The organism is Armatimonadia bacterium (genome assembly GCA_039679385.1).
Classification (GTDB): Bacteria; Armatimonadota; Zipacnadia; order Zipacnadales; family JABUFB01; genus JAJFTQ01.
This window is the reverse complement of sequence record JBDKVB010000097.1, coordinates 1-12,807: the sequence shown is the minus strand read 5'-3', so window position 1 is coordinate 12,807 and position 12,807 is coordinate 1. Positions and strand designations below refer to the sequence as shown.

Here is a 12,807-nt window from a genome sequence, read left to right as displayed (position 1 = left end):
AGACTGCCCTTAGTGACGGACCTACCCCCGGCTGCGTTCAGACTACTCGGTGTCGACCAGCAGGGCGGTCTGAGCAGGCACACTCAGGCTCAGGCTTCCGTCGGCCGCACGCTCGATCTTGAGGGCGGCACTCGTGCCATCTCCCCGGTAGATCGTGGCGCTCGTTGTCGGCCAGGTGATTGAGACCGTCACCGGCGTTCCTGCCGGGTTGTACACGGCTGCGAGCGGACGACCGGCGATCCGTGCTCTGAAGCCCCAGACGCCCGGGACTTGGAGACGGCTGAAATCCTCAACTGTCGGGGCGCCCGCTGGAGCGATCCAGGCTACATAGCGGAGCGGTTCCCCTGGCTTCGCTGCGTAGGAATCGCCGGCAGTGCGCAGGTACAGCATGCTGTTGGCGGTCCGCTGCTGGGCGTATCCCGGTCGTGCCGGCATGGTCTCGAGGGTGGCGAAGTTGTGCTCCAGCACGCGGGCAGTCAGGTCGCCACAGCGGAAGCCATCGCCCTCCGCCGTCAGCGCGAGCTCGGGACCGAACCGGAGTTCGCCGCCCAGATAGGGCACGGTCTGGGCCTCCTTTGCCTCCAGCTCGACGAGTCCCAGAAGGCCCCAGCGGCTGAGCAGCCACACCTGGGTCGCCTGCCAGGGCGTTGGTGCGACCTGCGGGTTGAAGATGCCGTTGATGTAGCCCTTGCGGGGTGAGTAGCGAGCGGCCAGGATAGAGGCGTCCCCGGCGACGGCGACCGAGGTCTGGTCATCCGGCCCGGAGAGGAACAGATGGGTTCGGTCACGGGCACCGCTCCCACCCAGGGCGACCTCGATGTTTGCCGCCAGGAAGGCGCCGTAGAGCGGCTGGCTGCGCTGCGGGTCGCTGACCATGCCGCCGACGAAGGTGTCTCGGGCGCCGCCACCGACGGTGCCGGCGAAATGCCACGTACCGAAAGCACCGCGGGGACCGCCAATGTTGCGGTCCAGCTTGAGCCAGTTGTCGGCGGGCTTCCTGGCCTCCACGTCACCGCGGTAGAACATGCCGGTGTAGACGGCCGCGTCGTCGCTGCCGATGCCCTTGCGCTCCATCGCGCGATCTGCCAGGTACTTGTTCTGCCCGTCTCCGGTCACGCCGGCCACAATCTCCGGGCCGTTGGGAGAGGCGTCTGCCCAGTAGTGCTTCCACCAGCAGTCGGTGTAGTACTCGGGCCGCGCCTCGGCGGTGTAGCTGAGCGGGTAGTAGTTGACCGTCTTCGCGAGGAGCTCGCGGGCCTTCTCATCGTGGGTGAGCTGGTAGTAGCGCCCGATCCACACGAGGTTCAGCGTGTGGTAGGTGTCGCATTCGGTCTCCGGGCCGATGTAGTGAAAGCCGCCATCTGGCAGGAGCGCCTTGTCGAGGGCTGCGAGAGTCCCGTGGGCCGCCTCCTGGTACTTCGGGTCGCCCCACAGCTCGTAGGCAACGGCCATGATATACAGGACGAAGACGTCCTGATTCGGGTAGATGCGCGCGCTGGAGCCCCACGCGACGTTATCGGTGTAGCCATGCTCGGCGTAGCGCCACCACTTCTCGTACTGAAAGTCGGCCAACTGGCGCAGAGGAGCATCCCAGCGCTTCCAGGCCTCCTTGCCCTCGGGGAGTTGGCGCAGGAACCAGACGGCATCCATGAGCGGGCCCAGGGCGAAGCGATCGGCGTTCGGGTCGCTGGTCTGCTCCCACTTGCGGGTGTAGTACCAGCTTCCCTCCTTCTGGTTGGCGAGGCAGTAGTCGATCACCGCAAGGGCGTTGGCGATGAGCGTCGGGTCGCCCTTCCGGGGCGACTGATCGCTGGCGGCGGCCCAGGCCACGGGGAGCAGTCGTGCGCACACACCGCGGTAGGACCAGGCTGAAGTCGGATTCTCGGGCAGGTCGGGAGTGGCCTTGACGGACTTGAGGCTCTCGATCACTGTCTGGAAGTACGGGTTTCCGCTTTCCTTGAGCTGCTGCATGCGTTGCTTTCGCTCCTGAACGATCCAATCCTGAAGCGTCTTGTGGGGAAGGTCCTTCGGCGAGTGGAGTGTGAAGTCATCGAGGACGACTGTGAGGCCGGCCGGAACCGGGGGCTGTCCGTATCCCTGGGCGCGGAAGCCGAAGGACTGGATCTGATCCCAGCCCGCCGGCTCGTGGGCCTTCGAGCAGTCGGAGAGCTTGATGCGCTGCTCCTTCCAGCCCGTCCAGTCGAGCCTCCACTGGGCCATGTAGTACCCACCCGGGGCGACGAAGACGATCGGAACCGAGAGGTTGACCGGGGTCTTGAGGTAGGCCCAGAAGCGCAGTTCATCGAACTCCCGCCAGTCGGCGGAGAAGCGCGGAGAGTCGCAGATCGGAGCTGCGGCTACATCCCACTCGAGGGCGTGGCCGCCGCTGTGGACCGGGCTGGTGACCGGCTGCATCTTGGACCACGAGGCGAAGGTGCCCTCGACGTCGTCGAGGGTCATGAGGGTGTCGGCAAAGGACACCAGGGGACTCAAGGCGAGCACGGATACGAGGACGAGCACTCTCATTGGGGTTCCACCTGACTTGGACATGCTCACGGTTCACGACACCGTTGCGGATACGGGAGGGTCTTTCGTCGCCGACGGGGGCCTGACCTCTCACAGGGGTGTCTGGGAGAGAGGCGAGGGGAGAGGAGTATGGCTGTGGGGGACAGGTGAGGTGCCGGCATGTCCCCCACAGCTCGGAGGGCTGGACTAGAACCGGCGGAAGCTCTCCTCGATCTTCTTGACACGCAGGCGCTGTGTGAGGTCGCCCTTCGCGACGGCGTCGGCAACGACAGCCAGGGCCTCGTCCGTCGCACCAAGGGTCTCGTCGATGTCCTCGGCCTTGTGCATGTAGGTGATGAAAAGCAGGCCGCCGCGCCGGAGGAGCACGCCACGGACTGCGGTCTCCTGGAGGAACAGGCTCCATACGTCGGCGTTGAGCTTCGCGTCGTCGTAGTGGAAGCCCGGCATGGACATCGGGGCCAGTCCGCTGCACCAGATCGGTACGCCGTGCTTCTCGCCGAGGGACTTGATGCCGTCCATGAGGCGCTGGCCCTGCTGCCAGATATGCTCGTGGACGGGCTTGTTCTTGTACTCGTCGAGGGCTGCCGCGACGGCCGCCAGGGAGAGGCACTCGCCGCCATAGGTAACGCTGATGAGCAGGTCCTTGGCCGGTTGCATGATCTCGCGCTTGCCGCAGACGCAGGCGACGGGCATACCGTTGGCGATGCCCTTGGCGAAGCAGGCCAGGTCCGGGGTGACGCCATAGTACTCCTGCCCGCCTCCGGGCGCGAGCCTAAAGCCGGTGACGATCTCGTCGAAGCACAGCACCACGCCGAACTCATCGCACAGGTCGCGCATGCCCTGGATGGCTTCCTTCGGAGCAGCCGTCCCGGAGGCGACATCGACGAAGACCGCCGCGACCTTGCCCTTGTACCTCTCCAGCAGGTTGCGCAGGGCTGCGTTGTCGTCGCGCGGGAAGCCCTTGACCATCGCGCGGAGACATTCGGGAACCCCGGCACCGGAAGGTGGCTCGCTCTGCGCGGCCCAGGTGTCAGCCCAACCTCGATAGCCGGAGTTGAGAATGAGCTCCTTGCCGGTGTAGGCCCTGGCGATGCGGGCTGCCGCTGAGGTCACCTCAGCGCCGCCCTTGAGGAAGCGCACCATCTCGGCGCAGGGGACCATGTTGCAGATGCGCTCGGCGGCCTCGACCTCGACCTCATGCAGCAGGCCGAAGATCATGCCTTTGCTGAGCTGCGCACGGACGGCCTCATCAACCGCCTCGTAGCAGTAGCCGAGGGTGATGGGGCCCAGTGCGAGGATGTAGTCGATGTACTCCTGACCATCGACGTCCCAGACTCGGCAACCCTTGCCGTGATCGACGTAGATGGGGAAGGCGCCCGGCGCATAGCCCTGCGGGCGCTTGCTGCTGGTCTGTGAGCCGCCGGGGATGACCTCGACAGCGCGGGCGTAGAGCTCCTGCGATCGATCGAGCTTCAGTGGACCAGGCATGTTCTGACCTCGGATCCGTCCAGGTAGTACCTGGGTGTGTTAGCCGGCCTTACCGACCGCGCCACAGACGCGGAACCACTTCTCGGCAACCGGCAGCATGGCTTGGGTCGCTTCGGTGTAGGCGAAGGGGATGTGCTTGTTGCGGCTCTCGCCCCACTGATCCAGGAGCGACTGGCGAACCGCTGTGACCAGCTCGGTGACGACGTTCACCTTGGTGATCCCCAGGGAGATGGCACGGCGCAACTCCTCGTCGGGGGTTCCGCTTCCACCGTGCAGAACGAGGGGAAGGCTGACGGCGTCGCGGATCTGCGCAAGTCGCTCGAAGTCGAACTGGGGCAGAGCGGTGTAGTGGCCGTGGGCATTGCCGATGGACACGGCGAGGGCATCGACGCCGGTCTGGGCCACGAAGTCGGCGGCCTCCTGCGCGTCGGTGAGTGTGGAGGCCCCGGAGCTCTCGTGGCTCGCCCCGGCCCGACCGACATGCCCGATCTCGGCTTCTACCGTGACGCCCAGCGGATGCGCCCTGGCCACGGTCTCTCGCAGGGCCGCCGCGTTCTCCTCGAAGGGCTTGGCGGAGTAGTCGAGCATTACGGAGGTATAGCGGGCGTCCAGGCAGTCCTGGACCTGCTCCAGAGACCGCCCGTGGTCGAGATGGAGCGCCGCGGGGACGTTGTAGTAGCCCATGAACAGGCGGGTCATATCGGCGAGCATCAGCGGCGACAGGATGCCGTAATCGGGTCCGGCATGCATGAGAATCACCGGGGCCCGCAGGTCTTGCGCGAGGCCAAGGATGGCGGCTGTGGTCTCCGCATTCCAGGTATCGAAGGCAGGGACACCATAGCCCTCAGCGTAGGCGCGATCCAGAATCTCGGACATCGGGAGCAAAGGCAACAGCAGGACCTCCAGTACGGGTTGAGGCGCCGCTCTTGCGGCACCGGGTTGTTCAGTCAGGTTGCGGAGCCACGGTGATCGACATACTGTCCAGCTCGCAGACGCCCTGGGCACGAGGGCTGATCTCAAGGCCCACTTCGGCGGCCGGGGCCGTGAAGGTGAGACTGGTGCGCCACCAAGCCTTGCTCTGGTGAGCGCCGCCCTGGGCGAGGTAGCCCGCGTTCGCCAGGTTGCGGACGATGATACGCATATCGCTGACGGTATTCAAGCGGCTCTGGTAGACCAGGAGGTACAGGGCACCGGGCTTGAGGCCCTTGATGGTCTGGCGGATCGTTTCCTGCTGCTGCGAGGCGTTGATCTGCAGACGCGAGGCACCCTCAGCGGCCCCATCGGCGGCGACCTTGAAGGTCTTCGTCGTGGGCGTGCTCCAGCCCTTCAGACCGTCCTCGAAACCACCGTTCTGGACCAGGTTCGGACCAATCAGAGTGAGAACACGAGGTGGCTCAGGACCCGGCCAGGAACCCGCAGGCACGACTTCGACCTGGGCCGGTGTGCGCGGGAGCTTCGGCATGGGCGATCCGAAGGGGACAGCGCCACAGTCCGGGGCCGGACCGGTGAAGTACCCGGGCTCACAGCCGGGTAAGGGCTGGCCCAGGAGACTGGAGAGATCCACACCACGGCCACGGGCAGGACTGTCGGCCTTGAGAGAGGCGTCGCGGCCTGCGGCATCGGTGAAGGAAGGATCGCCTGGATTCACCCACAGGCTATGGGCGTCGAGGCCAAGCCTGGCAGCGAGCTCACGGCCTGCGTCCCAGCGCTGGTCCGTGTCGCGCCGCACGTAGACGTTGTAGTCGCCCTTCCAGTTGGGGTCCACCGACTTGCCGGAGTTGCCCCACCAGGCTTTGCACCAGAACAGGTTGTTGTAGTAGTGGTAGTTGGGGGTCCCGATGCCGAAGACCTTGTTGGACTGGACGGCGGCTCCGGCGGTGCAGGTGTTATGGTAGACGTAGACAAAGGCGGGCTTCAGCTCCACCTCGCCGTAGTTGCGGTAGTCCTCGGAGTTGCTGAAGAACACGTTGCGGTAGGCGTAGAGTGGGCCGACCTTCGGGGCTTTGATGCGGAACCCGCAGATGCACTGCTGCACGATGTTACCGTTCCACCGGCAGTCTTCCTCGGCACCATTCGGTTCGAGGCCGTCGTCGGAGCAGTTCGAGATCAGGTTGTGGTGGATGCGCAGGCCGCGATTGGCTCCGGGAGCTCCTCGGTCCTCAATCCCATCCCACACGTCGTGGATGTTGTTGTCGTGGACCTCGTGGCCGCCCAGGCTCTGGTTGATCTGCACGCCATAGCGGTCGTAGAAGCCGCCGGTCTTGTGGGCCTGCCAGTTGTCCCAGGCCCCGGGGAGCCTCGGGTTCGCACCGGCATAGGGGTTCATGAAGATCTCGTTGAACCGGACGGTGCAGCGGTCTGATTCGTTGTCGAGCCATACTCCGTAGTCGACCGGGCCGAGGGTGCAGTTCTCGACCACCGAGCCCAGCGACGCCTCGATTCGCACACCAAAGGCGGCGTTGCGCAAGGTTACCCCGCGGACGACGCAGCGATCTGCACTGGAGATGTCCACACACGCCACTCTCGGGGCGAAGGTCATGGGGATCGTCCGAGGATCACGGTCGTCCTGGAAGCGGATCAGGAGGGTCTGGGCATCCCGCTGGTACATCCCGAGGGCCTTGACGCCGACCCAGCCGGAGGGCTCGATCCCATGCTGGAAGATGTAGGGCCACTGCCAGCGCTGCTCCTTCACCGTCCGTGGGTCGACGCGCCTCTCGTCGAGCATGGTGACGATCTTGCCGTCAGCGGTGACGGTGAAGGGCAGGAAGGGGATCTTGGCACGCCAGACACCGGGGGCAATATCGGTCGCGGGCTGCCAGTCCGGGGTGATCGGGGTACTCCCGTCGATCACGGCTCCGGGCTCGCCCTCGAGCGTCACGGGCTTGAGGTACTCGCCGCCGAAGTTGAAGCTCACCTGCTCGTGGTACACACCGGGCTGCATCCGCACGGTGTCTCCCGGCTTCGCACGATCCAGAGCGGCCTGCACGGTCAGCTCGCCGCCGGGTGTCACGGTGATGACGGCCGCATAGGTGGCGCAGGTGAGGCAAAGAGCAAGAGCCGATAGGATGACGCGCATGGCACAGGCACCTTCCTTCGCGTGAACCTCACAAGGCGTTGCATCCACACCTGGAGCTATTCCCGGTACACTGCCTTTGCCCTTCTGCAGTGGTCGAGGGGCTTGTGCCCGGGACCTTGCGGCTACCGGACCATAGAACGGGCCGCCCTGTCAGAAGGGCGGCCCGTCGGTAGAGCAACCTGGCGGACATCGGCGCGGCTACTTCTCCATCGGAATGATGACACCGCGCATGATGATGTCCTGGGCAAAGATGAACACTAACAGCGTTGGGATGGCTGCGAGCACCAGCGCTGCGTAGATCATGCTCTGTGGAGCCCAACTGCCCATCTGCTGCAACCAGACCATGAGGGTCCACATGTTCTTGTCCTGGCAGACAACGAAGGCCCACATGAAGGACCCGTAGGCTGCGGTGAAGGCGCCAAGACCGATGACCGCCAGTACCGGGGTCGACATCGGCAGGCAGATCCTCGTGAACATCTGCACCTCGGAAGCCCCGTCGAGTTCGGCCGCCTCGTACAGATCGCGTGGCAGACCGTCGAAGAAGCCCTTCAGCAGGAAGATCGAGTAGCCATTGGCCGCGCTGGGCAAGATCAGGGCGTAGAAGGTGTTGAGCAAGTGCAAGTGCTTCATGAGCAAGAAGTTCGGGATGGCCGTGACCTCAGCCGGGAAGGCCATGGTCGCGAGGAAGAACAGCAGGATCTTGTAGGTCTGCGGCAGATTGTAGCGGCTCAAGGCGTAGGCCGAGAGTGGGTTGATGGTGAGCGTGAGCGCCAGGACGCACACGACCAGGATGAAGGTATTCCGCAGCGCCCTGCCGTGCACGGAGATGTAGGCGATGACGTCGCGATAGTTGCGCGTCACGAAGTCGCGCTTGATCGCACTGCGATCTGCCTGCATAGCGCTCCACTGGGCTTCCTTCATCGGGGGCTCAGCGACGTCGAAGCTCGTGAGCTTCGTCTGGTAGGCCGCGTTCACGGCTGCGACTGTGTGGTAGTGGTCACGGAGCCAGTTGCGATACAGGATCTGCGGCGTCTCGAGATGGATGAACTGGGCGGGCGCGCCCTTCTCGTCCTCGAGGAAAGCGGCCCAGTCAGCAGCCGGGATGCCATCCCAGGGGTAGTGCGGACTCAGCGTCACGTCCGTCCAGTTGTTGACGGCCTTCCCGGCGGTCCCATAGACCTTGTGCAGGAACTTGAGGTCGTTGCTGTAGCGCTTCTTCAGCCACTCGGTGAAGGAGGGCTGGGCGCCGGGTTCGAACACGACGAACTGGTACGGCACGTCGGTTCGTACATACTTGAGCCAGTCCGTGGCGAAGTTGGTCTGCTTCGGCATTCGCTCGGGCAGCCGAAGGTCGGCGATGGACTTGATGGGCAGCTGGTAGCGCTTCGCGTAGGTCTTGGGCTCGTTGGTCGGCTGGCCGGGGCCGAGGTCCTGATTGGTCAGGAACTCCTGGAACATGCCCTCGACCGGCGCAGGGACGCGGAACCGTGACGGAAGCGTCTTCTTGAACTCCATCTGCTCGGTGTAGCGCAGGTCCTTGAGGGGTTGGAAGACGCGCTTGTGCCATTCCTCGCGCCGCAACTGCAAGTCGAAGTACTCGCGGTCCTCGCGGTAGGCGGCGTTCAGCTTGAGGACGTCGCCGTTGTACCGTTTGGACAGGAACTCCTGGTAGCGGCGCGCGCCGTCGAGGCTGATCTTGGGCTTGGCGATCGAGTAGGCGTGGGCCGTGAAGGTATAGGTGAGGGGCAACGAGTCGAGCCACTGCGTATAGTCCTCGACCTGCTTCTGGTTCACCGTCGCCGGGCGCTTCACGTCCAGGAAGTCGCCGATGTCCTCGCCGGTGGCGTAATTGTAGAGGGTGGAGTCCTCGTTGAAGGCGCTCTCCATGAACTTCTTGTAGAGCGCCTCATCGCTGTACCAGTAGGCGGGCACCAGGCGGAAGTCGTTGGAGTCTACGTTACTGGTAAAGGAGCTACTGACCATGAGCCAGAAGGGCACGACCATGGTGACTGCGCCCAGGCTCAGGGTCAGGTAGATAGCTGCGATCAGCAGGCGGGTTTTGGGCGCGCGGCGACCCACTACGGCGATGTGAGGCATTGGCAGACGTCCTCCCCTTGGTAGGGCGGTGCTTAGTGCGGCGCAGGCGGCTGGACAGCAGACCGACGCCTAGTCCTTGGCGCTGGCGGTGCGGAACTCCAGCCGCGACAGGATGCGCAACTGCATGACGGTGAACCCGATGAGCAGCGAACCGAGTATCCATGCCATGGAGACGGCAAACCCGTACTTGAGGTACATGTAAGCGTTGCGCCAGATCTCGAGCCCGAGAACGGTGGTGGCGTTCGCCGGGCCACCGGAAGTCATGATGAAGATGGGCTCAAAGGCGCGGAAGGCTCCGATGAAGGCGCCCACGAAGTTGATGATGATCAGGGCCCGCAGGAAGGGCACCGTGATGGTCCAGAACTTGGTCCAGAAGCCGGCGCCGTCAAGATCGGCGGCCTCGTACATCTCTTCCGGAATGGCTCTCATGGCGGCCAGGTAGATGATGCAGCCCGGGCCAACGGAGGCCCAGATCTGCGGCAAGATAATGCACACCATAGCGATCGCCGGGAAGATGGGGATGCCGAAGACCGGGTTCGCGTCATCCAGGAACTGCTGAGTGTCGGCTCGGAACAGCTCGGGCCACACGTGCTGCACGCCATAGGTGACGACCAGAACCGTCGCCGCGCAGGAGATCAGACCGACAACATACTTCAGCGGCGAAGGTGAGGGGTTCGTGAAGGCCAGGACAGCGCCTGCTGCGGCCAGAGCGGCCAGGAACAGCACCCAGACGCCCGTGATACGGACGCCCTGCACGACCGCGTATACGGCGATCGCCGACCAGACGACCATGGCTGCGAGATTCGCGAACCGCCAGAGGCGGGTGGCCCGTTCCCCCTCTGCCCGCCGGTAGAACCACAGTGGAACGATCCCGTAGATAGGCCACATCCACCAGGCTAGCTTCTCCGGCTCACGGTCGCGGTTGTTCCAGAAGCTGGTAGCCAGACCAGCCCCAAGCCCTGCGACCAACAAGACCAAAAGCTCACGCGCGATCTCGCTGGCCGGCCCGTAGATGCTGTTGAGGAAGCCGTGCGGGCTGGGGTCATAGAACTGCTTCCAGAGCATGTAGATGACCAACCCGGTAGTGACCGCCGGCAGGTAGTAGAGGGTGCGGTAGAAGACCTTGAGCCGCGGCACCTCATGTAGCAGCACAGCCAGGGCAATCGGAGCGCAGAAGCCCAGGGACAGCATCATGAAGGCATACCACAGCGTCCGGTACATCGTGAGCCAGAAGTCCTTCGAGAAGATCGCCTCGGAGAAGTTCTGAAGCCCCACGAAGGCTGTGCCTGCGATGATGCGGTAGTCTTGGAAGGCCATGATCGAGCCGCGAGCCAGGGGGTAGTACTGCCATATGCCGATGAGCACCAGCGCCGGCAGCAGCAGCATCCATGCATAGATGTTCCGTCGGCGCTTGTAGCCGACCGTCTCCGTCTTTGCCCCCGAGCTTTGAGACTGGATCTGCACCGAGTAGTGCGACAGGCTCTTGCGCATGAGGGTGATGAAGGCGATCGCCATGAACAAGACGACGAAGAACGTGATGATCGTGCGCATCCGCTGTATGTTGGGCGGGATCCGGCCAAGGAGCTTGGCGTTGGTGTTAGCCACTTCCTCCTTGAGGATTGTCCGGATCTGGTCAGCGCTGGGATCATCGACCTGCAGCGCCCGCTCGATGGGCACGGTCATCTCGATGTAGATGAGCTGGCAGTTCTTACCGTAAGGTTCGGGCCGTGCGTTGGCAACGGTGGTCTGGAATACGTCGGCCCAGCCCTTGGGTACCTCGCGCAGGTAGTCGTTGTAGCCGAACTCGGTCAGCCACTGCGGGTTGACGTACTTGGCGAACCCGGAGTCGATGAAGATCTTGGTCTTGATGCGCTTAGCCTCGGTGGAGGCGTAGAACTTGATGTACTCCCAGGCGGCGTCGCGGACCTCGGGGTCGGTGATGGTGGAGTTGATGCCGTACATGGTGGCATTGATCTCACCATGGCTCTCGCCGCCGGGGCCCTTAGGAATGGGGGCGAGACCTACCTGGGACGGGTTGACCTGGGCGATGTACTCGTCGCGCAGGTACTGGAACATCATGCCGATCTTGCCACGCTGCCAGCCGAGACTGCTGGCCGGGTCGCCGTCGACACAGCCCTCATAGAGGCGCTTTTCCTTCTTGAGTTCATCGATGGTGAAGGTCCGGTGGCACTTCTTGCACTGAGCCTCGGTCTGCCCGATCTCGAAGGGAACCGGCTCGCCGTCGTTGGGGCAGCGGGTCCACTTCCCGCGTCGCAGCTTCCAGTAGAACTGGATGGCCTTGACCGCGCCGTCGTCATCATAGGCGGCGCGCCAGTTTCCCTGCTTGTCCTGAACGACGGCATCACTTCCCGCCGACCACAGGAAGCTCATGAAGTTCCAGGCGGCACTGCCCTTGGTGGCCAGCCCAAGTCCATAGACGCCGCGCTCGGGATCGGTCATGCGGAGAGCGAAGTCGTACATCTCATCCCAGTTCTGGGGCGGCTTGTTGGGATCGAGGCCGGCCTTCTTGAAGAGGTCCTTGCGGTACTGAAGGGCCATGACGACCACGCCGTAGGGGATCGACCAGACGTGCTCCTGATTGTCGGGGCCCTTCCGCTTGATGACCTGCCAGACCTGGGGAGGAATGAGCTTGCTGATGTCCTCTTCCTGCTGCCACTTCTCTACGTACTTGTCGAGCGGGTAGAGGAACTTCTGGGAGATGTAGGTCTCCGACTGGCGGAAGTTGACGTACAGAACCTCGGGCGCAACACCGCCGGCCATAGCCATGAGTGGACCGGAGTCCATCGCGCCTACGCCCTGGATGACAAGACCCTCAAAGGGAAGAAGCTCGACGTTGGGGTGCTTCTCACGGAAGGCGTCGGCAATGGCGAGAATGGCCTTCTGGTCGGGAGTGACCGCGAGGTCACGCGTGGGGAGAAACTGGACGCGCAGGACGATCTTCTTGGCGGCCGCCTGACCCGTGCACAGAAGGGCAAGGCAGGCGGTAAGCGCCAACGCAGCGGCAAGTGTCGAACGGCGCAAGACGCAACGCCTCCTGGAGCTTAGCGGGGAATCGAGCAAGACACCGAAAACGTAGTATAGCACGATCGGGTAACGGGAGGAAACGGGGAATATGGCGACGGCATGGCCCTCCGGCTGCGAGGGCCATGCCGCTGGAGGCTAGGGGATCGGGATGTTCTCGATAACGAAGGGCAGCAGCTTGTCCGGCGCCCCGCGACGCGTGGCAAGGTAGCGGACGAACTCCGGGTCCTTCACTCCCCTGAAGGTCAGCGAGACGGTAGTGACACCGTTGCGCATTGAGGTGGACGTGGAGACCGCCGGGAACTCGCGGCCCTCCTTGTCGACGGCGAAAACTTGTTCGGGCGCCGACATGCTCCCATAGTAGCGTGTGTAGGTCGCGGCAGCCTGCTCGGTCACGGCGACAAGAGCGCCAGGACGAACCGCACCAGGCATCGGGGGCATTGGCGGCGGCGGGGCCGCCGGTCCACCTGGAGCGCCCAGTCCGGCTGGTGGCGGAGCGCCCGGACCAGCGGGCGGAACAGGTCCTCCAGGAGGCACAAGGGGAGCAGGCGGTGGCGGAGGCGGCGGAGTTGGACGCG

General features: G+C 64.1%; 7 protein-coding genes. All 7 read right to left on the bottom strand.

The window, feature by feature from the left end; genetic code table 11:
* Nucleotides 1-42: 42 nt before the first annotated feature.
* Nucleotides 43-2,526 (bottom strand): hypothetical protein, encoded by a 2,484-nt coding sequence (locus ABFE16_11475; GenBank protein MEN6345914.1) that lies wholly within the window; start codon nucleotides 2,524-2,526, stop codon nucleotides 43-45.
* A gap of 186 nt (nucleotides 2,527-2,712) precedes the next feature.
* On the bottom strand, nucleotides 2,713-4,014 hold the full coding sequence (locus ABFE16_11470; protein MEN6345913.1) for an aminotransferase class III-fold pyridoxal phosphate-dependent enzyme: 1,302 nt from the start codon (nucleotides 4,012-4,014) through the stop codon (nucleotides 2,713-2,715).
* Nucleotides 4,015-4,053: 39 nt separating this feature from the next.
* Nucleotides 4,054-4,905, bottom strand: coding sequence for a class II fructose-bisphosphate aldolase (locus ABFE16_11465; GenBank protein ID MEN6345912.1), 852 nt, complete (start codon nucleotides 4,903-4,905; stop codon nucleotides 4,054-4,056).
* Between the two features lie 52 nt (nucleotides 4,906-4,957).
* A complete protein-coding gene (locus tag ABFE16_11460; GenBank protein MEN6345911.1) occupies nucleotides 4,958-7,090 on the bottom strand; it encodes a NosD domain-containing protein in 2,133 nt (710 codons plus the stop codon).
* Between the two features lie 198 nt (nucleotides 7,091-7,288).
* Nucleotides 7,289-9,187 carry a carbohydrate ABC transporter permease gene (locus ABFE16_11455; protein ID MEN6345910.1) on the bottom strand — a complete coding sequence of 633 codons (1,899 nt, stop codon included), beginning with the start codon at nucleotides 9,185-9,187 and terminating at the stop codon, nucleotides 7,289-7,291.
* A 69-nt stretch (nucleotides 9,188-9,256) separates the two neighbouring features.
* Entirely contained in the window at nucleotides 9,257-12,229 is a 2,973-nt protein-coding gene (locus ABFE16_11450; protein MEN6345909.1) for an extracellular solute-binding protein, read from the bottom strand.
* Nucleotides 12,230-12,367: 138 nt separating this feature from the next.
* Nucleotides 12,368-12,670, bottom strand: a complete 303-nt coding sequence (locus ABFE16_11445) for a hypothetical protein (GenBank protein MEN6345908.1) — start codon at nucleotides 12,668-12,670, stop codon at nucleotides 12,368-12,370.
* Between the last annotated feature and the right edge of the window lie 137 nt (nucleotides 12,671-12,807).